Annotated in this window: 20 protein-coding genes and 2 pseudogenes; 12 read left to right on the forward strand and 10 right to left on the reverse strand. The window is 63.9% G+C overall.

Annotation, left to right across the window (positions count from 1 at the left end):
- Positions 1-466: 466 nt before the first annotated feature.
- The 3 genes from HWX36_RS20385 to HWX36_RS20395 all read left to right on the forward strand — a co-directional run bounded on the left by HWX36_RS20385 (position 467) and on the right by HWX36_RS20395 (position 4,475).
- On the forward strand, positions 467-1,363 hold the full coding sequence (locus HWX36_RS20385) for a LysR substrate-binding domain-containing protein (RefSeq protein ID WP_175954073.1): 897 nt from the start codon (positions 467-469) through the stop codon (positions 1,361-1,363).
- Positions 1,364-1,415: 52 nt separating this feature from the next.
- Positions 1,416-1,802, forward strand: a complete 387-nt coding sequence (locus HWX36_RS20390) for an ester cyclase (protein WP_175954075.1) — start codon at positions 1,416-1,418, stop codon at positions 1,800-1,802.
- A gap of 492 nt (positions 1,803-2,294) precedes the next feature.
- Positions 2,295-4,475, forward strand: coding sequence for a hypothetical protein (locus HWX36_RS20395; protein WP_175954077.1), 2,181 nt, complete (start codon positions 2,295-2,297; stop codon positions 4,473-4,475).
- A 361-nt stretch (positions 4,476-4,836) separates the two neighbouring features.
- Here HWX36_RS20395 and HWX36_RS20400 read toward each other — a convergent pair whose 3' ends face one another.
- The gene (locus HWX36_RS20400; protein WP_175954079.1) at positions 4,837-5,853 is read right to left on the reverse strand and encodes an aldo/keto reductase; all 1,017 of its coding nucleotides are present in this window, start codon (positions 5,851-5,853) and stop codon (positions 4,837-4,839) included.
- A 140-nt stretch (positions 5,854-5,993) separates the two neighbouring features.
- Here HWX36_RS20400 and HWX36_RS20405 point away from each other — a divergent pair, with 140 nt between their 5' ends.
- Entirely contained in the window at positions 5,994-6,905 is a 912-nt protein-coding gene (locus HWX36_RS20405; protein WP_175954081.1) for a LysR family transcriptional regulator, read from the forward strand.
- A 47-nt stretch (positions 6,906-6,952) separates the two neighbouring features.
- Here HWX36_RS20405 and HWX36_RS20410 read toward each other — a convergent pair whose 3' ends face one another.
- A complete protein-coding gene (locus HWX36_RS20410) occupies positions 6,953-8,107 on the reverse strand; it encodes a porin (protein WP_175954084.1) in 1,155 nt (384 codons plus the stop codon).
- Positions 8,108-8,488: 381 nt separating this feature from the next.
- Between HWX36_RS20410 and HWX36_RS20415 the strand changes: the two genes are divergently transcribed.
- On the forward strand, positions 8,489-9,586 hold the full coding sequence (locus HWX36_RS20415; RefSeq protein ID WP_175954086.1) for an OpgC domain-containing protein: 1,098 nt from the start codon (positions 8,489-8,491) through the stop codon (positions 9,584-9,586).
- Between the two features lie 61 nt (positions 9,587-9,647).
- Positions 9,648-10,580: an alpha/beta hydrolase-fold protein gene (locus HWX36_RS20420; RefSeq protein ID WP_175954088.1), complete on the forward strand. Its 933-nt coding sequence runs from the start codon at positions 9,648-9,650 to the stop codon at positions 10,578-10,580.
- 142 nt (positions 10,581-10,722) lie between these two features.
- On the opposite strand, the gene HWX36_RS20425 is transcribed toward HWX36_RS20420, so the two are convergent.
- Entirely contained in the window at positions 10,723-11,937 is a 1,215-nt protein-coding gene (locus HWX36_RS20425) for an FAD-dependent monooxygenase (protein WP_175954090.1), read from the reverse strand.
- A 166-nt stretch (positions 11,938-12,103) separates the two neighbouring features.
- Between HWX36_RS20425 and HWX36_RS20430 the strand changes: the two genes are divergently transcribed.
- Both HWX36_RS20430 and HWX36_RS20435 read left to right on the forward strand, forming a co-directional pair.
- Positions 12,104-13,048: a LysR family transcriptional regulator gene (locus HWX36_RS20430; RefSeq protein WP_175954092.1), complete on the forward strand. Its 945-nt coding sequence runs from the start codon at positions 12,104-12,106 to the stop codon at positions 13,046-13,048.
- Between the two features lie 141 nt (positions 13,049-13,189).
- A complete protein-coding gene (locus tag HWX36_RS20435; RefSeq protein WP_175954094.1) occupies positions 13,190-13,948 on the forward strand; it encodes an SDR family oxidoreductase in 759 nt (252 codons plus the stop codon).
- 146 nt (positions 13,949-14,094) lie between these two features.
- Here the strand turns inward: HWX36_RS20435 and HWX36_RS20440 are convergent.
- Positions 14,095-15,059, reverse strand: a pseudogene (locus tag HWX36_RS20440) (SDR family NAD(P)-dependent oxidoreductase).
- A 157-nt stretch (positions 15,060-15,216) separates the two neighbouring features.
- On the opposite strand from HWX36_RS20440, the gene HWX36_RS37255 reads away from it, so the two are divergent.
- The 3 genes from HWX36_RS37255 to HWX36_RS20450 all read left to right on the forward strand — a co-directional run bounded on the left by HWX36_RS37255 (position 15,217) and on the right by HWX36_RS20450 (position 17,531).
- The gene (locus HWX36_RS37255) at positions 15,217-15,633 is read left to right on the forward strand and encodes a cupin domain-containing protein (protein ID WP_244136470.1); all 417 of its coding nucleotides are present in this window, start codon (positions 15,217-15,219) and stop codon (positions 15,631-15,633) included.
- A gap of 54 nt (positions 15,634-15,687) precedes the next feature.
- Positions 15,688-16,320 carry a helix-turn-helix domain-containing protein gene (locus HWX36_RS37260; RefSeq protein ID WP_244136471.1) on the forward strand — a complete coding sequence of 211 codons (633 nt, stop codon included), beginning with the start codon at positions 15,688-15,690 and terminating at the stop codon, positions 16,318-16,320.
- Between the two features lie 377 nt (positions 16,321-16,697).
- On the forward strand, positions 16,698-17,531 hold the full coding sequence (locus tag HWX36_RS20450) for an AraC family transcriptional regulator (protein WP_175954096.1): 834 nt from the start codon (positions 16,698-16,700) through the stop codon (positions 17,529-17,531).
- A 24-nt stretch (positions 17,532-17,555) separates the two neighbouring features.
- Here the strand turns inward: HWX36_RS20450 and HWX36_RS20455 are convergent, their stop codons facing one another.
- From HWX36_RS20455 to HWX36_RS20480, 6 genes are all read right to left on the reverse strand, one after another.
- A complete protein-coding gene (locus tag HWX36_RS20455) occupies positions 17,556-18,176 on the reverse strand; it encodes a LysE family transporter (protein WP_244136472.1) in 621 nt (206 codons plus the stop codon).
- An 82-nt stretch (positions 18,177-18,258) separates the two neighbouring features.
- Positions 18,259-19,047: an alpha/beta fold hydrolase gene (locus HWX36_RS20460; RefSeq protein ID WP_175954098.1), complete on the reverse strand. Its 789-nt coding sequence runs from the start codon at positions 19,045-19,047 to the stop codon at positions 18,259-18,261.
- Positions 19,044-19,454 carry a cupin domain-containing protein gene (locus HWX36_RS20465; RefSeq protein WP_175954100.1) on the reverse strand — a complete coding sequence of 137 codons (411 nt, stop codon included), beginning with the start codon at positions 19,452-19,454 and terminating at the stop codon, positions 19,044-19,046. The genes HWX36_RS20460 and HWX36_RS20465 overlap by 4 nt, the downstream gene beginning before the upstream one ends.
- Positions 19,455-19,466: 12 nt before the next feature.
- The gene (locus tag HWX36_RS20470; protein ID WP_175954102.1) at positions 19,467-20,081 is read right to left on the reverse strand and encodes a LysE family translocator; all 615 of its coding nucleotides are present in this window, start codon (positions 20,079-20,081) and stop codon (positions 19,467-19,469) included.
- 18 nt (positions 20,082-20,099) lie between these two features.
- On the reverse strand, positions 20,100-21,557 hold the full coding sequence (locus tag HWX36_RS20475) for a class I tRNA ligase family protein (RefSeq protein ID WP_175954104.1): 1,458 nt from the start codon (positions 21,555-21,557) through the stop codon (positions 20,100-20,102).
- Between the two features lie 38 nt (positions 21,558-21,595).
- Positions 21,596-21,811: an acyl carrier protein gene (locus HWX36_RS20480; RefSeq protein ID WP_175954106.1), complete on the reverse strand. Its 216-nt coding sequence runs from the start codon at positions 21,809-21,811 to the stop codon at positions 21,596-21,598.
- Positions 21,812-22,050: 239 nt separating this feature from the next.
- Between HWX36_RS20480 and HWX36_RS20485 the strand changes: the two are divergent.
- Positions 22,051-22,258, forward strand: a pseudogene (locus HWX36_RS20485) (helix-turn-helix domain-containing protein); the annotation flags it as partial.

The raw sequence follows: 22,258 nt of genomic DNA on the forward strand, positions 1-22,258 counted from the left end.
ATGCAAACAATGATGACAAACGATCACGAACCGGATGCCGGCCGGCCTTCGCTACCGGTAATACGGTCCGATCCTGAAAAACTTGATGGTCTGGTTGCGCGAAAACGGAAGAATTTTCGTTTCAGGAAACTATGACGGATGTGTTCCGATAGGTGCGAAACGACGACTGCCGCCTGCTGCGGCGCGCGCCCGCCGCGACGTTCAACGCAACCACGCGGCGAGTTCGGAACAGGCCCACGCGATGCCGATGCACAGGAACAGCACGTGCAACGCGATCTTGAACGACACGCCCCACGACGGATCGATCTGCATGACAGGCTCCCCGGTTGATGTGCGGCCATGATCCGCCATCGATCCCGCCCCGAAAATGCGGAACCGGCGAATCCGGCCTCAGGCTGTGCCTGAGACCGCGGCCGCGGTTCCCTGCTAACTTATCGGCCATTCCAACACGATCGCCCCGCCCATCATGCGCTTCGACCTGACCGACCTGCGGCTCTTCCTGAACATCTGCGAGGCCGGCACGATCACGAGCGGCGCCGAGCGGACCCACATCACGCTGCAGGCCGCGAGCGAGCGCATCCGCGGCATGGAGGACGAACTCGGCGTGCCGCTGCTGCATCGGACCAAGTCGGGCGCACAGGCCACCGACGCGGGCCGCGCGCTCGAGCATCACGCGCGCACCGTGCTGCAGCAGATCGACCACATGCGCGGCGAGTTGCAGCAATACGGCCAGGGGCTGCGCGGGCATATCCGGCTGCTGTGCAACACGGCGTCGCTGAGCGAATACCTGCCCGACGCATTGGCCGACTACCTGCCGCATCATCCAAAGCTGTCGATCAGCGTCGAGGAGCGCTCGAGCCAGGAAATCGTGCATGCGATCCGCAACAAGACGGCCGAGGTCGGCATCGTCGCCGATTCGGTCGGGCTCGGTGGGCTCGAACAGAAGCCGTTCCGCGAGGACTGGCTGATCGTGGTCGTGCCGGCCACGCATCCGCTCGCGTCGCAAGGCGAGGTCGCGTTCGACTCGATCGCCGATGCCGACTTCATCGGCCTCACCGACGGCAGCGCACTGCAGGTGCATCTCGCCGATCAGGCGCGCGCGCTCGGCAAGCGGATCCGCTATCGCGTGCAACTGAAGAGCTTCGATGCGATCTGCCGCGTGATCGCGAGCGGCGTGGGCATCGGCATCGTGTCGCGGCACGCGGCCGAACGCGCGATGCAGACGATGGACGTGCGGCTCGTCGAGCTGTCCGATCCGTGGAGCCACCGTCGGTTGAAGCTGTGCGCGCGGTCGTTCGATGCGCTGCCGAAGTACACGCGCGAGTTCGTCGCGTTCTTGTCGGGCGAAACGGCGCCGCGATGATGCGCGCCGCATTCGCCCCCATCGACACATGGAAACACACGGAGGGACGCTCATGACCGACATCGATCTCGCCAATCGCTACCGCGCATATCTCGACTGCCTGAACCGGCGGGACTGGGCGGCGCTCGGCCAGTATGTCGACGACGACGTGATCCACAACGACCGGCCGCTCGGCCTCGCCGGCTACCGCGCAATGCTGGAGCAGGACTGCCGCGACATTCCGGATCTGCGCTTCGACATCCGGCTGCTCACATGCGAACCGCCGCTCGTCGCGTGCCGGCTTCGCTTCGCGTGTTCGCCGAAAGGGACGTTCATGGGGCTCGCCATCGACGGCAGGAAGGTCACGTTCGCCGAGAACGTGTTCTACGAATTTCACGACGGCAAGATCCGGCAGGTCTGGTCGGCGATCGACAAGGCGGCGCTCGAGGCTCAGCTATGACATCGCCGGCGCGGCCGGAGGCCCGTCGCGATCGATGAGCCGACGTCCGGTTCAGCTCGCCTCTTATGGATAACGTTTTCTCTCGAACACTACCAAGCGCACCTCGCCGGATAGCGTGCCGCCTCGTCGCGTCGTCACCCGCATCCTGCGCTCCATCGAATCGATCCCGGTAAAAATTCCTCGCGATTTCCGCATCATCCGGCTCTCGCTTCCTGCCCCTGCTTTCCCGCGATTCGGGTTTCTACCGGCGCGTCCCGCGCGAAAGTTCATTGACATCATGCCTGTCGATGTCTAAATTTGGAAAACGTTTTCCTTCGCATCGGTGCGACGCCGTTCACGGCCTGCGCAGGGGAACGCTTGCCCGCTCGAATTGCGATTTCGGGCCACCGTCTTCAGGGATCGGGATTGCCAGGCGGAGGTCAGGGACGGGCGCCGGGCGCGGCAACGGTCATACCGGCCCGCCCCTCATCACTATTCAAAACTGGAGACACAATGCATCTGCGCAGCAGATTCGCGCTCGGCGCCGCGCTCAGCGCCCTTTCCGTCCTGTTCGTCAGCGCATGCGGCGGCAGCGACGTGACCGACACGCCGTCGCCATCGTCATCGTCATCTTCGCCGCCCTCGTCCACGACACCATCGCTCGCGGCGAACTCACTGCAGGCGCTCGTCTACGGCGCGGCCGACACCAGCGTGCCGGCCGGTGCGAACATTCCGGCCACGATGATGGGCCAGATGCGCGCGCTGTTCGACCTGATCCGGAAATCGCCCGATTTCACGCAGGTCGTGATGGATCTCGGCGACGGCGCGCCGGTGCACGTGCTCGATACGAACACCGGAGACAAATTCCTGCCGGGCAAGCTCGCGCTCGGGCTGTCGTACATCCTGATCGACATGAAGTCGAAGAACGATCCGCAATACGCGAGCTATCTCGCCACCTACCAGACGATCACGACCGCGATGATGGCGCAGTCGGGCAGCAACTACACGTATGCGAATACGTCGTGGGGCGAGTACTACTACCTCGTCGCGCTGAACAACCTGAAGGCGCACGGAATGCTCAACGAAGTCTTCAGCGACGCGATGCTCGCGACGCTGCAGCAACGGCTCACTTTCTGCGACATGTTCGGCCCCGACGCGAGCGGCAAGACCAATACGTGCCCGGCCGCGGGCACGCCGATCGACATCGCGTCGCTCAACACCGCGCAGAACTACTATGCGGTGTCCTACGGAATTGCCGGGTTGCGCCAGAAGCTGGGCTGGAGCAACCCGTCGTTCGCGTCGGCGACCGATCCGTCGGTCGCGACGATGGGCGCACGCGATGCGCTGCTGTACACGCTCACGAACCACATCCGCAACGACTCGTCGGGCGGGTTCTCGGACGAAGCGTCGAACACGCACACGACCTACTACGACCAGGCGCGCTTCGACCGCTACAGCACGCTGCTGATCGGCGAAGTGACCGAGCGCACGTTCGAGATGGGCAACGAGGCGAACCTCACGCCGGAACTGAAGGGGTATCTGCGCAAGTCCGTCGACCTGATCCTCCCGCAACTGAACGGCGACGGCCAGGGCTTCAACTACGGCCGCTCGATCGGCCCGTACGGCGATTCCGCGTTCATGGAAATACTGACGGCCGCGGCCAATGCCGGCGTGCTGACCGACCAGGAGAAGCAGATCGCGTACGCGTTCATCTACAAGGCCGCGCATCGCTTCGACACGTACTGGTACGACCCGTCGCTGCCGACGCCGTCGGTGAACATGTGGGTCAAGGGCCGCGGCACCGACGCATATCGCGGCAAGCCGCGCGTGATGGGCGAGAACTTCAGCCTGCTGCACCAGTACCTGTACGTGAACGCGTGGTGGAACAAGCTCGGCTTCGGCGGCAAGGCGCCGATGGCCGATGCGGACTACAACGCGTGGCTCGACGCGCTGCCGCGCTACACGCTCACCTGGTACAACCAGCCGGGCGACACCGCGCATCCGTACAGCGCGGCGCTCGTCACCGTGCGCGACGGCCGGCGCGTGATCAACCTGAACCTCAGCCAGGCGCCCGACTACAACTCGTACACGCCGTACTACCCGGTGCCGTTCTCCGACAAGCTGATCTACGGCACGACCGATCTCGGCTACGCGCTGCTGGTGCCGCAGGTGTCGTACAACGGGAAGACCTACATTCCCGTCACGTACTACAAGAACCTGAATGTCCAGCAAAGCAACGGGCAGGTGATCGTGTCGTTCGATACCGCGAAATTCCGGCTCGCGTCGAAGAACGCGGCGTACACGACGGATCTCGACCTGCAGGTGCATACGGTATTGACGTTCGCGCACGGCTCGGTCGCACGCAGCGATACGCTGAGCACGGGCACGCTCACCGGCAACCTGTCGGTCGAAACGGACTTCACGTCGTTCGCGGATTTCGCATCGACGCAGGCGAACGGCGACGGCGTGTCGGTGACCTACGCGAACAGCGCCGCGACCGGCTATGCGGCGTCCGGGTTCGACAACTGTGCGCTGTCCGCCTTCGACACCGTGAACGGCGCGACGAACCCGCTGTCGACGACACCGATCGGCCAGCTGCATTCGAACTTCGCCTGCACGACGAAGCCGTTCGCACTCGGCGCGGGCGCGACCCGCACGTTCGGATGGACGCTGAAATACGCCGACCCGGCCTGAGCTGTGTGACCCACACCCACGTCCGGTGAACGACCCCGAACCCGGCTGTTGTCGAAACCGGCGTCGGGATCGTCACGGACAGCGGGCATCGCGCTCGTCGGCGATGCCCGCTTACAGCCACCCCGATCGCGCCGCCCGTCATCTGGTTTTGCCTGAGACTGGCTAGGGCTTGGCGCGGCGCGGCGCGGCGGCGCGATGGTGCCGATGTGCTGTCGCGCCGTGGGCCGGAGAAAAACGCACCGCCGGTACCAATGCAGGCGGGGCTGGACCATGCACCACCAACGGGGTCGCCAAACTCGAACCCCCCCCGAATCCGGACGAATACGGGGACTATTCCGCAACAAAAGCCGATCCGGGTCGATCAGCCCCCGTGAGATGGCCCCCGCCCCTGCTCGCTATCGAGGTGCGCCATCTGTGCGGCCGGATAACGCTCACCGGCAGCCGCCCCGGCGGGAACCGCCGCTTCGATGCGCGCGACGTCATTGACCGTTAGTTGCATCTCAGCAGCCTGCAGCGCATCCTGAAGCTGCGTGCGCTTGCGCGCGCCGATCAGCGGCACGATATCGCCGCCGCGCGACAGCGCCCACGCGATCGCGACCTGCGCGGGATTGCTGCCCTTCTCGTCGGCGATCGCGCGCAACGCGTCGACGAGCGCGAGGTTGTGCGCGAGGTTCTCGCCCTGGAAGCGCGGGCTCGCCGCGCGGAAATCGCGCTCCCCCTGCCGCGTCGTGCTCCAGCGCCCGCCGAGCAGCCCGCGTGACAGCACGCCGTACGCCGTCACGCCGATCCCGAGTTCGCGGCACGCCGGCAGGATCGCGGCCTCGATGCCGCGCGACAGCAGCGAATATTCGATCTGCAGGTCGGAGATCGGCGCGACGGCCGCCGCGCGGCGGATCGTGTCGACGCCGGCTTCCGACAGGCCGATGTGGCGCACGTACCCGGCCTTCACGAGATCGGCGATCGCGCCGATCGTGTCCTCGATCGGCACCGCCGGATCGACGCGCGCCGGCCGGTAGATGTCGATGTAGTCGGTGCCGAGCCGCTTCAGCGAGTACGCGACAAAGTTGCGGATCGCCACCGGCCGCGCGTCGTAGCCGGCAAACCCGCCGGCCGGATCGCGCAGCGCGCCGAATTTCACGCTGATCAGCACCTGGTCGCGTGTCCGGCCGCGCAGCGCATCGCGGATCAGCATCTCGTTGTCGCCCATCCCGTAGAAATCGCCGGTGTCGAGCATCGTGATGCCGTGGTCGAGTGCCGCGTGCAGCGTCGCGATGCTTTCGTCGCGGTCGGCCGGCCCGTAGAAGTCCGACATCCCCATGCAGCCGAGCGCGAGTGCCGACACCCGAGGGCCCGTCCGGCCCAGTTCACGCGTTTCCATGTCCGTTTCCTTGAGTGATGAATGAACAGGCCGGATTCTGGACGCATCGCGACACGCGATAAACGCGAAACACTCAACCAAACCATTCGACGCTGATTAACAATGGAGCCTGCTCCCCGCCACCCACGCACCCGCCCCGCATGGACCATCTGCAAGCAATGCGCATCTTCGCGCGCGTCGCCCATCTCGGCAGCTTCACCAAAGCGGCCGAGCAGTTGCAACTGCCGCGCCCGACGGTCAGCAACGCCGTCCAGTATCTGGAAAAGCACCTGAAGATCCGCCTGCTGCAGCGCACCACGCGGCGCGTCGCGCTGACGGCCGAAGGCGCGACCTATTACGAGCGCTGCGTGCGGCTCCTGGCCGATCTGGACGATGCGGAAACGCTGTTCGAGGACGCCGGCGCGACGCCGCGCGGCGCGATCCGCGTCGACCTGCCCGAGCGCTTCGCGCTGAACCAGGTGATTCCGGCGCTACCGGGTTTCCACGCGCGCTACCCCGACCTGCGTGTCGTGATCGGCACGACCGACCGCTTCGCCGACCTCGTCGCCGATGGCATCGACTGCGCGGTGCGCGTCGGCGCGATGTCCGACACGTCGCTCGTCGCGCGGCGCATCGGCGAACTGGCGCAGATCAACTGCGCGGCGCCCGCCTATCTCGAGCGGCACGGCACGCCGCGCTCGCCGGACGAGTTGCCGGACCACGTCGCGGTCGGCTATTTCTCGAGCCGCACGGGCCGCGAGCTGGACTGGGAATATGCGGATATGGATACGGGCCAGCTGCACGCGGTAAAGATGCGCAGCATCGTGTCGGTCAGCAGCTCGCAGGCGTATCTCGCGTGCTGTCTTGCGGGCCTCGGGCTGATCCAGGCGCCACGCGAAGGGCTCGGGCCGCTGCTCGCCGACGGCTCGCTGGTCGAGGTGCTGCCGGAATGGAATGCCGAGCCGCTGCCCGTATCGGTGGTGTTTCCGACCGGCCGGCATCTCGCGCCGCGCGTGCGGATCTTCGTCGACTGGCTTGCGGAAACCCTCGGCGCCACGCCCCGGGCGGATTGACCGCAGCCGGCGCCGGCGCACGCGGCCCCGGCGCCGCCCGATCAGGATCAGAACTTGTGGCGAATCGCGGCGCGCACCGCGAACTGATTCGACGACGCCGACGGGCCGTCCGTGCCGACCACGTAGCCGCCGTCGGCCGCCGTGCCGGTCTTGTCGCCGGCAACCTTCTGCCATGCGCCCTGCAGGTACACGTCGGTGCGCTTCGACAGGCTGTAGTCGGCCATCAGGCCAACCGTGTGGTATTTCGGCTTGAACGTCCCGGCCGCCGCATCGTACTTGCCGTCCGTGTACACGTATTGCGCGCCGAGATAGAAGTCGGACGTGAGCTGGTACTTGCCGTTGATCTCGATGTTCTGGAACTTCGTCGCGGTCAGCCCGAGGCCGGCGAACGTCGAAGCCGGCAGGTAGACGGTCGACACCGGATTCTTCATGTCCGTCTTCGTGTAGACCAGGCCGACCGTGGCCGGGCCGAACGTGTAGTTGACGCCGCCGCCGAAGATCCGCAGGCGGTCGGCGACGAAGTTCGCGTCATCTGCCGAGATCGCGCCCGCGCTGCCGACGCCCGGGTTGTTCGCCTGCAGATACGCAGCCGCAACCTGCAGCCCGGCCAGCGAGTACTGCGCACCGAGGCTGTACTGGCGATTGTTCGAGAAGCCGGTGCTGTTGCTGAAGCTGTACGTGCCGCCGAACGTCAGGCCGTTCCAGTCGGCGCTTGCATACTTGACCGTGTTGTTGACGCGGAACGAGTTGTCCGTGTTGTCGTTGTCGAACGGGTGCGAGAAGAGCGTGCCGCCCCAGTTGCCGTTGGCGGTGAGCGGCGCGAGATAGTCGACCACCGAGTCGTACTGGCGGCCGAAGGTCAGCGTGCCGAAGCGCGGCGCGCTCAGCCCGACGAACGCCTGGCGGCCGAACATGCGGCCGCCCTGGCCGAGCCGGCCGTTGTTCACGTCAAAACCGTTTTCCAGCGTGAAGATCGCCTTCAGCCCGCCGCCGAGATCCTCGCTGCCCTTCAGGCCCCAGCGGCTGCCCTGCGCATAGCCGCTCGCGAGCTGGTAATTCGTTTTTCCGACCCCATTGACGTTCACGTTGTTCGTGTAATTGAAGCCTTCGTCGATCACACCGTACAGCGTCACGCTGTTCTGGGCGAAGACCGGCGCGGCGAAAGCGGCCAGCGCGGCGGCAAAAATGACGTGCTTCTTCATGACGGATCTCCGGAGCCGGGGGCCGGGCGGGTCGAGCGCCCGGCGAAAGTCTGGTCTGTTGTATGTGTGGCCCGCAGGGCGGACGACGCGGTGTGCGGCCGCGTGAGGTCAAAATGGTGTCACGTCGCAAACCGTCCGTCCATCGGGGCAAGTGAACCCTGCGCAAACCGTTGCGCTCGCCCAACTGCCCCGTTGCGCAGACTGCCTGACCCGGCTTGTCGGCAGCGGCAGGACGGACGGCCATCCGCGTAAACCCGGTGCGCGCCGCATCGGTGGCACAATGCGCATCCGTTCGTCATTTCCTCACGAAGTCATGCTTCACCCCGATTCATGCGCGGCGTGCGCCGGCCGCGCCTGCAGCCCGCGCCGGGAGACGCCCCGATGACCGCGCCGGCCCGGGCCGGCCGCTACGCCGAACTCGATTTCTTCCGCGGCCTGGTGCTGCTCGTCATCGTCGTCGATCACATCGGCGGCAGCATCCTGTCGCGCGTGACGCTGCACGCGTACGCGCTGTGCGACGCGGCCGAGGTCTTCGTGTTCCTCGGCGGTTTCGCCACCGCCATCGCGTACAACTCGCTCGCCGAGCGGCACGACGAGGCCGCCGCGCGCCAGCGCTTCATCCGGCGCGCGTTCGAGATCTACCGCGCGTTCCTCGTGACGGCCGGCCTGATGCTGCTGATCACGGCCGCGCTGAACGCGTTCGCGATCGACGGCCCGAACATGCCGACCAACGATCTCGACGGCCTGCTCCACAAGCCGCTCGCCGCGCTGCGCGACATCCTGCTGTTCCGCCGCCAGCCGTACCTCGCGTCGGTGCTGCCGATGTACGCGTTCTTCGCGCTGCTCGTCCCGCTCGCGCTGCCGCTCGCGCGCACGCAGCCGTGGCTGCTGCTTGCGTTCAGCGGGTCGCTGTGGTACGCCGCGCCGCACGTCGCGCGCTTTTTGCCGACCGTCGAAGGCGCGCCGTGGGACTTCAATCCGTTCGCGTGGCAGTTCCTGTTCGTGCTCGGCGTGATCGCGCGCTGCCAGCCGGTCTACCAGACGCTCGCACCGAAGCCGCAGGGCTGGCTGCTGACGGCCGCGGCGCTCGCGATCGTCGCGGCCGGCGCGTACTACCGGCTGCGCATCGAGCCGTTCCCGACCGATCCGTCGATCAAGCAGAACCTCGGCGCGCTGCGGCTCGCGAACTTCCTCGCGATCGCGTGGCTCGCGGCCAAGCTCGTGCACCTCGGCTGGATGAAGAAGGTCGCGCACGCGATGCCGTGGATCGGCACGATCGGCCGGCAGGGGCTGCTGTGCTTCGTCGCGGGCACCGCCATCTCGCTCGCGGTCGATTCGGTGCTCTACCAGGCGACCGAAGGCTATCTCGACGTGAAGCTCGGCCTGACCGCCGACGTCGTCGCAATGGGCCTGCTGTATCTCGTCGCCAAACTCTACGGGCCGCTCGTCGCGCGCCTGCCGTTCCGTTCGCGGCGATGACGCGCCGCGCCTTCATGCGCCGCTGCTACGATAGCCGGCGCCTCTCCTGAAACGATTCGACATGCGCCGACTCGCCCTTCCGTTCGCCATCGCCCTGATCGCCGGCTCCATCGCCACGGCCCGCGCCACGCCGGCCGCACCGGCGGGTTCGCCCGCGCCGCCGCCGGCCGTCCAGACCGCGACGACCCCGTCCGCCGCCCAGGAACCCGCCCTCAATCCGGGCAGCAGCGTCGTGCTGCGCACGTTCCGGTCGGCGTCGCTGAAGCGCGACTGGTCGTACACGGTCTACCTGCCGCCCGGCTACAACCCGGAAGGCGCGCGCTACCCGGTGATGTACCTGCTGCACGGCAACGCCGGCAATGCGAACGACTGGGTCACGCAGGGCCGGCTGCAGGCCACCGCCGACACGCTGATCGAGCGCCGCGAGATTCCGCCGGTCGTGATCGTGATGCCGCAGGGCGGCACCGACTGGTACGTCGACCGCAAGGAGAAGATGCAGAGCGCGTTCCTCAACGACCTGCTGCCCGAGGTCGAAGCGCACTTCGCGGTGTCGAACCAGCGCGCGGGCCGCGCGATCGGCGGCGTGTCGATGGGCGGCTTCGGCGCGCTGCGCTTCTCGCTGCTCGAACCCGGGCTGTTCTGCGGCGCGATGCTGCTGAGCCCCGCGATCTATGCGAACGAGCCGCCGCTCAATTCCGCCGCGCGCTATGTCGGCGTGTTCGGCGACCGGCAGTTCGACCCGCGCGTGTGGCACGAACTCAACTACCCGGCGCTGATGCGCGGCTATTTCGCGCGCAGCTGGCGGATTCCGATGTTCATCGCGGCCGGCGACGACGACCTGACGATCCAGGCCGAATCGAGCGTGCTGTACACGCACCTGCGCCGCGCGCAGAACCCGGCCGAGCTTCGCATCGTCGACGGCGGGCATACGTGGGACGTCTGGCGCGGGCTGCTCGGGCAGGGGTTGAAGTACGCGCTCGAATGCGTGAAATGACGGCGGGCGGGCGCTGCCCCGCCCGTTTTCGCCAGGCTGGCCGGTGACCGGCGGGCCGCTGGCCGCCGACCCGAGTCGTGCCCTGCGCCCGCCGTCCCGGCGCGCCTGTCGCGCCTGATGGCGCGCTCAAGATCGCGCGGGCTCAAAGCCACGTGCCACCCTGCCGTTCGCTCGGCTCTCCGGCCAGCGCGTCGAAATCGTGAATCCAGTCCAGGTAATGCAGCACGCTATCGCGCTCGGCCAGACGCGCATTGCGCGCCTGCGCAGCCGGCCCGTCGGGCAGGTGCAGCACATCGGCCACGGAGATCGACGCGTACTGCACCTTGCGCGTGCGGCCGCGGCGCAGCCGCTCGTACGCTTCCTGCGCTTCGCGCCAGTTGCCCGGCCCGGCCTGCGCCAGTTGCGCTGCCAGCACCACCGCATCCTCGATCGACTGATTCGCGCCCTGCCCATGGTGCGGCACCAGCGCATGCGCGGCGTCGCCGATCAGCGTCACGCGCCCGCGGCTCCAGCGGCCGAGCGGCGGCCGGTGGAACAGGCCCCAGCGCTGGCTGATCGGCACGGCGGTGATCATCTGCAGCACCGCCGGATGCCAGTCCCTGAACACGCGCAGTTGCTCGCCCTCTTCCGACGGCATCACCCAGTCGCGCGACGGCCACGGTGACGGGTGACGCTCGACCAGCAGGAAATTCTGGTCGCCGCCATCGCCGATCGGATAGTGCAGCAGGTGCCCGTGCGGCCCGATCCAGTACTGCAGCGTTTCGGGATCGGGCAACAGGCTCAGCCGCGCGGCCGGCACCACGCCGCGAAAACCCGAACAGCCCGAATACAGCGCATCGTCGTAGCCGAGCATCCAGCGCCGCGTGATCGAGCGCGCACCGTCCGCTCCGATCACGAGATCGGCGTCGACGCGCACGCCGTTGTCGAACGACAGCGTGACGCGATCGGGATACTGGGCGAGATCGGTCAGCCGATGGCCGAGACGAATGGATTCGAGGCCGACCGCCCTGGACAGCACGGCCTGCAGATCCGCGCGATGCACACCCCAGTACGCTCCGCCGAATTGCCGGCGATAGTCGGGGTCGCCACGATGATGGCCGATCACCGCGCCGCTGCGGCCGTCGCGATAGACGAGCCCCGGGATGTCCGCGCACACCGCATCGAAGACCGCACGCAATCCCATGCGTTCGTAGAAGCGCGTCGCATTGGCCGACAGCGCGACGGCCGCGCCGACTTCGCGCAATTGGTCGGTCTGCTCGTAGAGCTGCGCGTCGATGCCGTGCTCGCGCAAGGCAAGCGCAAGCGTCAGGCCGCCGATCCCGGCGCCGACGATCGCAATCTTCAGGTTCGTCTGCATGATGAAGGTGTCTCCGATATTCCGATGTGGGGTCTGCGGCTTGCGCAGCGGTCATGTCGATTGCATGGGCCGTATCGGCATTCTCGGGAGCGGACTTTCATCCCGCAATAAAATGACTGGAATCTGCTTCATCACTGGATGCAATGAACCCGGCGAGGCCCACCCCATGGAATTGAGCGATATCGATCTCAACCTGCTGCTGCTTTTCCAGCGGCTGATGCAGGAACGGCGCGTGTCGAGCGTCGCCGAGCAGATGAACATGAGCCAGCCGGGCGTGAGCAACGCGCTCGCGAAGCTGCGGCGCCGGCTCGGCGATCCGCTGTTCGTGCGCGGGCCCGGCGGCGTGGTGCCGACGCCGTTCGCGCTGCGCCTCGCGGAACCGGTGTCGCACGCGCTCGCGACGCTGCATGCCGCGCTCAATCCCGAGACCGGTTTCGATCCGCTGCGCGCCACGCGCACGCTGACGATCGGCATGACCGATATCGGCGAAGTCGTATTCCTCCCCGCGCTGCTCGAACACCTGTCGCAAGCGGCGCCGGGCATCGCGCTCAATACCGTGCGCGACACGAGCGTCAACCTCGGCGACGAAATGGCCGACGGCCGCGTCGATCTCGCGATCGGCCTGCTGCCGCAGCTCAAGGGCGGCTTCTATCAGCGCCGGCTGTTCGATCAGCGCTATGTGTGCCTGTTCCGGCGCGGGCATCCGCTCGAGGGGGCGCCGATGACGGTCGACGCGTGGCGCAATGCCGGGCACCTGGTCGTGGTGTCGGCCGGCACCGGTCACGGGCAGGTGGACGAATGGCTGAAGCGCCGCCGCGTGGCGCGCCAGGTGCGGCTCACCGTGCCGCATTTCATGAGCGTCGGCTACATCCTGCAGCGCACCGACCTGATCGCGACGGTGCCCGAGCATCTCGCGCAGCAGCTCGCCGCACCCTTCTCGCTGGGCTGGCGCGCGTTGCCCGTCACGGTGCCGGGCGCGCCGATTCACATGCTCTGGCATGCGCGCGTCAACCAGGACGAGGGGAACCGGTGGCTGCGCGACGTGGTGGTCGATCTGTTTGCGGAGACGGGGGCGCGGGCGCGGAAGACCGCACCTGGCCGGAAGAAATAGCCGAGGCCATCGCGCCATCGAGCGTGCTTTACGATGTCGCTCGAACATGCGCGCCGCGCATTTCGACTACATTGCCGAAGGTGGCGGTGATCCCGGTCATCGGCCGCCTTGCCCCTCTTTCAACCAGCAGGAAATCAAGCCATGCCTGTCCCGAAAAAAATCGCAGCCGTCACGGGCGCCGGCTCCGGCATCGGTCGCGCAGCGGCCATCGCGCTCGCCCAGGCGGGATTCACCGTCGCGCTGCTCGGACGCACGGAGGAATCGCTGCGCGCAACGCAGGATGCGATCCGCACCGCCGGCGGCGACGCGCAAGTGTTTCCTGCAGACGTCACCGATGAAGCGTCGGTCGACCACGCGTTCGCACGGATCGCGCAGCAGTTCGGCCGGCTCGACGTGCTGTTCAACAATGCCGGCCGCAACGCCCCGCCGGTTTCACTCGACGAATACGAATTCGATGTGTGGAACGGCGTCGTCGCGACGAACCTGACCGGTGTCTTCCTGTGTGCGCGGGCCGCGTGGCGCCTGATGAAAGCGCAGACGCCGCAGGGCGGCCGGATCATCAACAACGGCTCGATCTCGGCGCACGCGCCGCGCCCCGACACGATTGCGTACACGGCCACCAAGCATGCGGTGACCGGGATAACGAAGTCGCTGGCGCTCGATGGCCGCCGGTACAACATCGCGTGCGGCCAGATCGACATCGGCAACGCGGCGACGTCGCTCACGGAACGGATGACGCAAGGCGTCCCGCAGGCGGATGGCAGCCTCGCGCCCGAGGCGCGCATGGACGTCACGCATGTCGCGAACGCGGTCGTCCAGATGGCGAACCTGCCGCTGGACACGAACATCCTGAACATGACGATCATGGCGACCGCGATGCCTTTCGTGGGGCGTGGATAGACGCGAGCGGCGCGACGAGGATGCCATCCCCGATAGCAAGACAGGTCGGGGTCCATACATGTCCGGACATTGCGCCGATGCGCGACATGTCTGTTCAGCGGCTCGCCCGCACGATGGAGAATGTCCGCTATGCATTGCGCCGCGCATCAGCGACGTACCGCAAAGGCGTCGACGCCCGTCAATTCCGCGGACCACCTCCACAGACGTGCCGCCTCCTCCGGATCGATCGCGTGCGGCCGCACGCCCGCTTCTTCGCTTCCGCGGGTGACAACCGCAACGTCGCAGGCCTCGCAGTAAACGCCGCCGATACCGGCGAGGCGCGGCGACGTTGCGGCCCATTCCTGCGTCGCCGCACCCTGTGCGGCATCTTGAACGTCGGATCGACGGGCGCCCCGTTCTCGTCCACCCAGCCCTGCGCCGTCATTTCTTCGCGGGTCAGATGTCGTTGCAGCGGCGTGGCGATCTTGCCCGGATGCAGCGAATAGGCGCGAACGCCGAACGGTGCGCCGAGCGCGTCGAGTTGCACTGCGAACAATGCATTCGCAGTCTTCGATTGGCCATATGCAAGCCATTTGTCGTAGCCGCGTGCGAACTGAATGTCATCCCAGCGAATCGGCGACAGCCGATGCCCGAGCGACGACACCGCGACCACGCGGGCGCCGTGTCCGTGCGCGAGCGCAGGCCAAAGCCGGTTGACGAGTGCGTAATGGCCCAGATGATTGACGGCGATCTGCGCTTCCAGGCCATTGCCGACCCTCGTCTCGGGACACGCCATGATGCCCGCGCTATTGATCACGATATGCACGTCGCGCCGCGCATCGACGAACTGCGCGACGAATGCGGCCACGCTCGCAGGATCGGCGAGGTCGAGTACCGCAATCGCCACGCTGGCCATGCCGTGCGTCGCTTCGCGCGCTGCATCGGGGTTCCGTGCGCCAACGACGACATTCGCGCCGGCCAGCGCCAGCGCACGGGTCGTTTCCACGCCGAGGCCCGAATGGCCACCCGTGACGATCGCGGTCTTGCCGCGGAGGTCGAGATCAGCCAGTACATCGCGTGCCGTGGATGCGGCGTCGAATCCGGAATGAAGGGGGCGCTGCATGCTCGTCATTTGAAGGCTCCAGGAACGATGCGTGAAGCACGTGACCGCCCGTCGGTCACGCCGCTGCACGAAGTCATTCTCCGGTCGCGCACCCGGACCAGGAATGCAATAGAATCCGGCTTTTCGTCGAGATCGTCCGAAATTGCGCGTGGATCCCCTATCGGAGGTGCTGTCGCTGCTGGAAACGCGCGACCCGTATTTCGTCGGCTTGCGAGCCGGCGGCGACTGGGCTGTCGCCATTCCACCGCCCGACGGCATCAAGTTCAACGCGGTGGTCGAAGGGCGCTGCTGGCTGACCATCGAGGGTGCGGGGCCCCCCGTCCTGCTGCGCACGGGAGACTGCTTCCTGCTGGCGGCGCCGCGGGCATTTTCGCTGGCGAGCGCCCCGTCGGTCATGCCGCTACCTGTCGCCGACGTGTACCGGAAAGTCGAACGCGGTATCGCGCACCATGGCGAGCCGGCGGACTGCTTCCTGATCGGCGGCCGCTTCTCGTACGAAGAGGGTATGCCTCTGCTGCTCGGCAGCCTGCCGCCCGTGGTTGTGGTGAGCGGCGACTCCGAGCAGGCGGCGGTGCTGCGCTAGTCGCTGCAGCAGTTTGCACAGGAATTCAGTACGTCGTCGCCGGGCGGATCGTTGATGGTTCCGCATCTCGGGCACATGATGCTGGTACAGATCCTCCGCCGTTACGTGAACGACGGCGCGAACGGCGACCTCGGATGGCTTGCCGGGTTCGCGGACTCGAGAGTGAGTGCGGCGCTTGCTGCCATTCACGCAGCCCCCGCGCGACGCTGGATGGTCGACGAACTCGCAACCTGCTGTCACGTATCGCGTTCGACGTTCGCGCTGCATTTCAAGCGGCGACTGGGATTCGGGCCGCTCGAATACGTGCTGCGCTGGCGGATACAGCTTGCGATGCGGGCACTGAGGCGCTCAAACGCTTCGATATCGACGATCGCGCAGAAGCTTGGCTACGACTTAGCGCGTTCAGGCATGCGTTCAAGCGCATCGTCGGTTGCTCGCCGCGCGCCTATCGCCATGGCACGACCAATGAGTCGGGCGCCTAGCGTCGCTGCGCCGGTCGTTACCGTTTCTGTTGTAGCCCGAAACCCCGCTTCAGCCGCGCAAGCGTTGCTGCAGTTGCCGCGGCTTCGCGAACACTTCGTGTTCGACCGACGTCGTCCGAGGACTGTCGCTGCGAATGGGCCACGGCTCGCAGCACTCATCGGACGACTTCCGCATCACCCCAAAACAATCGTCACACTTATTTAATATAATAATTTTATTTATTACTCTCTTACTCCCCACTTGCCGCCTAAAAGTGACAGAACAAGTGTCGCCGGCCCAAGTGCACAACGTCAGCCTAGACCACAAATTCTCGCCGCTTGAAAATCAAGGATTCGTGCATGGATATTCACGGTTATTCACAAAGATATGTGAATCAACAGAAACGGGATGCATATACCGGAGTCGCCCTACCGCGTCTCGTCCTGCGAAAGTACAGCCCTTCGATCCGCAGAAGCGTCACGCTCATCGTGGCACAATGATCCACTCGATGCCATTGCTCGACTCAACCGCAGCGAATGAAAATGAGGGGCCATCTCCTGTTTGCTTCTGCATAAGCAACACTTTTCATAAGGCGAAATCCAATGGAACGCAACTCTTCTTCGAATGATTGGATCTACCAGCCGCAAATCGGGAAACTCGAGCGCATCGAAGCCTACTTTGCGGGACAAGCCTACTCCCCTCACCGACACGATACCTACGCAATCGGCCGGACACTGGCGGGCGTGCAAAGCTTCCATTACCGCGGAACCTTGCGGCATAGCCTGCCGAACGGAACGATGGTCCTTCACCCTGACGAAGAGCACGACGGTCATGCCGGAACCACCGACGGGTTCCAGTACCGGATGATCTATATCGCCCCCTCTCTGATCCAGCAAGTCCTGGGCGGAAAATCGTTGCCGTTCATTCCCGAAGGGATCTCCCGGGATCCTCGGCTATTCAAGGCAACCGATGCCCTGCTGCAGAACCTCGACAATCGACTCACCCCGCTCGAGGAAGACGACGCGCTGTACGACCTGACCATCGCCCTCGGCATCGCCAGCGGCCAGAAGAGCAAAAGGGTTACGCCCGATTATCGGGCCGGCAAGCTCGCGATGGAATTCATCCACGATTCACTGGAACGTCAGATCACCCTCGAGGAATTGGCCGGCCACTCAGGCCGGGATCGCTGGAGCCTGTCCCGCGATTTCCGCGATCTATTCGGCACCAGCCCGCACCGTTATATAACGATGCGGCGTCTCGATATCGTGAAGAACCGTCTCCTGCTCGGAGATTCGCTGGCGGAAGCCTCCATCTACGCGGGGTTCTACGATCAAAGCCACATGACACGCCAGTTCAGCAAGGCGTTCGGCCTGTCGCCGGCCAAATGGCTGGCGATACGCGGCATCTTCGCGAGCCAGCACCAGAGCCAACCTTGAATCGAAACAGTACCCCCACCTGGCTCAAACCAGGTTTAACGCGTACGCCTTGATCATCGAATACATCACCGAGCCCGACAGCAACATGAGTACGAGCGAGGCAACGCGCAGGAGCCTCGGCATTTGCTCTATCAGGCTATCGCTCTGATTGCACGCGCTGCCGAGGCTTGCCCACCCGACGCCGATGGGAATCAGAATCTCCAGAAAGCAGATCATCGCAGCAGAAAAATTCTGTGTTGTCCGAAATGATTCAGCTGGAAAAATAGTACTCGCGAACAGCAGCCCTTTCGGGTTTGTCAACGTTGCCACCAACATATCCTTCGTGCTGACGATGCGATCGACGCGTTCTTCCGGTAGATGACTTTGCGACCACATTTTCAGAGCAAGGCAACCGATGTACGCCGCACTGCCCCCCTTGATGACAGTTTGCAACCAAGCAAACTGGCCGGACGCGAAACCCAGCAAGAAGCCGAACGCCGAAATCGCAGTGATATATCCAAGCGCTTCGGCAGCAACAAGTGGCAAGGTGCTTCGCAGTCTGGCACGTAGCCCGGAAACAAACAGCAAAGTATTAGTGGGCCCCGGAATCATAAGAATCAGTGCCGCGGCGCCCGCCATTTCGAGCAATGAAGCTGAAAATCTCATTCCAACCCCACGATATTATCTCGCTGCGGATGTTCTTTCCGCGCATCCGCAAGAGGAGGAAACCAGGCAGCGCTGCCCATGCTCAGAATCTAGAGAGGGGCTCGCGTTCCGTCCCCACGATGCCGCGAAGGACGTTCAAGAAGGCATCGATGTCCTCGTTCATGAAGAAGTGACCGCCCGGGAGCACCAACTGCGTAAATTTCCCGCTGGTAAGCCGGCGCCACGCGCCAAGCTCGTCGAGCGAGACCGTCGGATCGGAGGCACCGCCAATGGCGATCAGCGGTGCATCCAGTACGCCGTCGTCAGGTTCAAGAATGCTTGCGGACAGCAGGAAATCCGCCCTGAGCAATCGAAGGGCGATGTTGCGCAAGTCCTTGTTCCGAAAATGCACGGCAACCTCCCCGCCCCCTAGACTGACGATGTGCAGCAAGAATGCCTCGTCGCTCAAGTGAGCCAGCGCATCAGGGCCCGGCTGTCTGCCCGGCGCTTTTCTCGCGCAGCAAATGAGCCCTCTTAGATCGAATTGGATCCTCTTTTTCCGACAGTAGGCCGCCAGTTTGTAGGCAAGGGCGGCTCCCATGCTGTAACCGAATAGAAATACCGGTCGATCGAACAGAGGTCGTATCTCCGCCAGCATCGGTTCCAGGAGCTCATCGATGTCCGTACATGCAGTCTCGCCAAAACGACCTTCTCGGCCGGGAAGCTGTACCGCACACACATCGACGGCATCGCCAAGCTCGGATTGCCATTCCCGGTAAATGGATGCTCCCCCGCCACCGTAAGGAAAGCAGATCAATCTTGACGATGCCGTAAGATGCGAGCCGGATGAAACCAGCCATCTTCGCAGACCCTGACCGCTCGCGGTGTTCATACGCCTTTGATCTCGAATTTGGCCGCCGCGTCGCCGGCTAAAAAATAACGATTCCCATCGACCGTATCCCAATCGGTCCGCGGCGGCGTAAAGATGTCCAGATCGATTGCGTTTTCCAGACATTTTGCGTTGTGCGGGACGCCCGCCGGGATATGGAAAAGCTCCCCGGCCGAAACGACCGCCTCGTGTTCAAGGCTTGTCCCATACCGAAACAACACCTTTCCGCTCAGGATGTACGTGAGTTGCTCATTGGGATGAGAATGGGTCGCTACCCATGCGCCGGCCTTCATATGAAGCATGGCAAGCGTAAGTTGATCTCCGGACACCACCTGCCGCTGAATGTACTCGTTCAGCGTTTCAAGCGGGACATCCGACCAGGCAACGAAAGGATCAGAAGTGAGTTTCATTATGCATGTCGGTCAGATCAGTTTGACACCCTCGAGAAAGTCGTAAAACATGAAGGCACCGGCTGCGACCAGCAGGACACCCATCAATCGGTTGAATAGATTGAAGTAATCGTCGTTCTTGATTTTTCTGCCGACGACAACCCCTAACGCCGAGTAGACGCCTGGCGCACCGGCCCCTCCGATCGCTATCAGCGCCGATACGATCAGGATCATCACGCCACGGATGTTGGCGGACGGAAACATCACGGTCGTGATCGGCAACACCACCAGCATCCCTTTGGGATTGAGCGCCTGAATAATGAACCCGTTGAGGAAGGTAAGGTTGGGGCCCAACGAAGCCCGGTCTCTCGCGCCCGTGCTCGTATCGACCTTCGACTTCATCATCTTGAACGCCAGATAGAACGTATAGACCGCACCAATCAGTGCGATATAGGGCAGCCACTTCGTCGATATCAATGCCTCCCCCGTATAACCGAAAATCAACAACAGCATGAACATCGCAATGCCGACACCGACGAAAAAACCGATCGTGCGCCGAATCTGCCCGGTCAAACCCGCATTGAGTCCAAGCGCATTGACGGGCCCCGGGCTGTACATCACGCTGAAAGCGTAAAGAAAAATCTCCATGCCCCCTCCTGTCTTGATCTAAGCGAACCTCTCGACCCCAAGCGTGCCCAGCACCGACAGATAGCGATCCGCATGGACCGGCAAGTCCGTACCGAGAATGTGCTTTTGCCAGTGGTAAAGCTCCTTGAAGGCACCGACGGGATCGGCTCTTTCCAGCGCCGTATAAACCGCCACTGGAGGCACCTCCCCGTCCTTCGCCAACTTGGTATGAACCGCCCTCACGCCGCTCCGGAAGCTCTCCACCTGCTCCAGCAGTGTCTTTCGAACGACAAGCACCTTGCCCGGCGCCTCGCCGACCAACAGCGCCAGCTTCATCGCTTCGTCGATGTCCCGCTGCCCCGCGTATTCCGCCGGTTCGAGAATTTCCAGCGGCACGAAACCTTGAAGGCCCGCCAAGTCATAGATCAGGGGCGCAAGGACAATCAAGTGATTCTTGCTCGTGGTCGAATCGACTTGCAGGTACTCCGGCTTGAACAAGACTGCCGTAACAGCCGCCTGAAACACCGGATGACAGGTCAGACGTACCGGAACGATGTCTGGATTGCCGGCCGTATCGCGGTTCGCCAGAATGAACTCACCAGTGCTGCGGTTCCAGAACTGGCAGGATTCGTCGCGTTCGACGAGCAATTCGATCCGTCCGATAACCTGACTCGGCAACCGGTTGTCTTCATGCTGGATCGCCACGCCCTTGCGCAACAGCACGTTCAGGGTTTCGTTATGAACCTGATCTGCCCACTTGCCGTCCAGAAAACCCGTACGAATGGCAAACCCGGTCTTCAGCACCGGCGGAACGGGACGGGAATACTCGTCGACGTCCTGCTGCAGCGACAATGCGAACCGGATCGGCAACCCGACCCGCCGAGCGAATTCGAGATCCGCTCGATTGTGTGCCGGGTTGACCAATACAGCACCCGTGCCGAAGTCGGGCTTGACCCAATCAGCAACCCATATCGACATCAAATCCCCCGTCAGCGGATTGCGCACATAGCGTCCGGTGAAATAGTTGCCGCTGCCTCCGTGATACGAGATGGTTCTGACGAACGGGTGGTAAGCATGCAACGCCAGCGCGCAGGCCCCCGTACACGAACTCCAGTCCGTCACGAATACATCGACATGTTCGTCACTGCCGTCGACCTCGAGCTTGCAGATCGCTCCACTCGAACTGCGCAGCGACTTCTTGATTCGGGCGGCGATCTTGTCCGACCAACGCGGAATCGAATTGCTCAACGTATTGGCAGCGACCGAAGATGGCCCGTAACAGATGTCGAACCGATCATCGCCAACGCGATTGAAGAAGAGAACGTTCGCGTCGAGCAGCGTGTTGAGCGGCGCGATCAGATCCTTTGTCTCCGACTGGATAAGCACCATGTTCTTCGCTCGCTGGACAAACTCCGCATATAGCTGGTTGCGTCGTTGAGAGAGCGATGGTGCATCGCCGTCGCCGACATCCTGAAAACAGGCGAATTTCGTTTCCATACATTTATTCCATTACCGCAATGGTGACAAGCGTCCGGTTACGGTGTCGCAAAGATGTGCGATTTCAACGCGTCCAGTGTCGGATAGCGAAACAGCGTATCCATCGCCACATCGAGTTTGAGTTCGTCATTCAATCGACGCTGAATGGATGCCATGATCAGCGAATGGCCACCTACATCGAAGAAATCGTCGGAATCCTTGAAATGAGGCAGCCTGAGCTCCTCGACGTAAATTTTGCGAATGGCATCCATCATTTCCCGTCCCTCCTCTTTAACGCTCGATTGCCGAAAACGCCTCACCGCGATTGTTGACGGTTCGTACTTTGTTGTGACCGTATGTTTCCTCGCCGCAGACAAGGACTGCCGCATAGTTGCCGAGATCGAACGTCTCGCCGTGTGCGGTATATGAAAGCAGATCGGGATAAACGCGGACATGCGTCGGCACGTAGCGGCTAGTCCATTGAACCAATGAAATTGCACTGATCTAATGGTGCATGGGCAAAATGAATCTGAGCGAAGCCGAGCGGGAAGAACTGCTGTCGATGCAGCGCAGCCGAACGATGGCGGTCGGCCAAGTGAGGCGAGCGCGGTTGATCTTGCTGCTCGACGAAGGGGTCTCGCGCGGGGCGATCATGACCGAATTGCGATGCGATTCGCGTTTCATTACGACATGGCAAACTCGCTTCGCGAGTGAGCGTCTGG

The organism is Burkholderia sp. BCC0405 (assembly GCF_902833075.1).
GTDB lineage: Bacteria > Pseudomonadota > Gammaproteobacteria > Burkholderiales > Burkholderiaceae > Burkholderia.

Bases quoted from the DNA above. Each gene is read 5' to 3' on its own strand.
- HWX36_RS20430 (WP_175954092.1), top strand. From the start codon at position 12,104: ATGGAATTGAGCGATATCGATCTCAACCTGCTGCTGCTTTTCCAGCGG.
- HWX36_RS20420 (WP_175954088.1), top strand. From the start codon at position 9,648: ATGCGCCGACTCGCCCTTCCGTTCGCCATCGCCCTGATCGCCGGCTCC.
- HWX36_RS20470 (WP_175954102.1), bottom strand. From the start codon at position 20,081: ATGGAGATTTTTCTTTACGCTTTCAGCGTGATGTACAGCCCGGGGCCC.
- HWX36_RS20480 (WP_175954106.1), bottom strand. From the start codon at position 21,811: ATGATGGATGCCATTCGCAAAATTTACGTCGAGGAGCTCAGGCTGCCT.
- HWX36_RS20390 (WP_175954075.1), top strand. From the start codon at position 1,416: ATGACCGACATCGATCTCGCCAATCGCTACCGCGCATATCTCGACTGC.
- HWX36_RS20450 (WP_175954096.1), top strand. From the start codon at position 16,698: ATGGAACGCAACTCTTCTTCGAATGATTGGATCTACCAGCCGCAAATC.
- HWX36_RS20400 (WP_175954079.1), bottom strand. From the start codon at position 5,853: ATGGAAACGCGTGAACTGGGCCGGACGGGCCCTCGGGTGTCGGCACTC.
- HWX36_RS20460 (WP_175954098.1), bottom strand. From the start codon at position 19,047: ATGAACACCGCGAGCGGTCAGGGTCTGCGAAGATGGCTGGTTTCATCC.
- HWX36_RS20405 (WP_175954081.1), top strand. From the start codon at position 5,994: ATGGACCATCTGCAAGCAATGCGCATCTTCGCGCGCGTCGCCCATCTC.
- HWX36_RS20415 (WP_175954086.1), top strand. From the start codon at position 8,489: ATGACCGCGCCGGCCCGGGCCGGCCGCTACGCCGAACTCGATTTCTTC.
- HWX36_RS20385 (WP_175954073.1), top strand. From the start codon at position 467: ATGCGCTTCGACCTGACCGACCTGCGGCTCTTCCTGAACATCTGCGAG.
- HWX36_RS20435 (WP_175954094.1), top strand. From the start codon at position 13,190: ATGCCTGTCCCGAAAAAAATCGCAGCCGTCACGGGCGCCGGCTCCGGC.
- HWX36_RS20455 (WP_244136472.1), bottom strand. From the start codon at position 18,176: ATGAGATTTTCAGCTTCATTGCTCGAAATGGCGGGCGCCGCGGCACTG.
- HWX36_RS20425 (WP_175954090.1), bottom strand. From the start codon at position 11,937: ATGCAGACGAACCTGAAGATTGCGATCGTCGGCGCCGGGATCGGCGGC.
- HWX36_RS20410 (WP_175954084.1), bottom strand. From the start codon at position 8,107: ATGAAGAAGCACGTCATTTTTGCCGCCGCGCTGGCCGCTTTCGCCGCG.
- HWX36_RS20475 (WP_175954104.1), bottom strand. From the start codon at position 21,557: ATGGAAACGAAATTCGCCTGTTTTCAGGATGTCGGCGACGGCGATGCA.
- HWX36_RS37260 (WP_244136471.1), top strand. From the start codon at position 15,688: ATGGTTCCGCATCTCGGGCACATGATGCTGGTACAGATCCTCCGCCGT.
- HWX36_RS20465 (WP_175954100.1), bottom strand. From the start codon at position 19,454: ATGAAACTCACTTCTGATCCTTTCGTTGCCTGGTCGGATGTCCCGCTT.
- HWX36_RS20395 (WP_175954077.1), top strand. From the start codon at position 2,295: ATGCATCTGCGCAGCAGATTCGCGCTCGGCGCCGCGCTCAGCGCCCTT.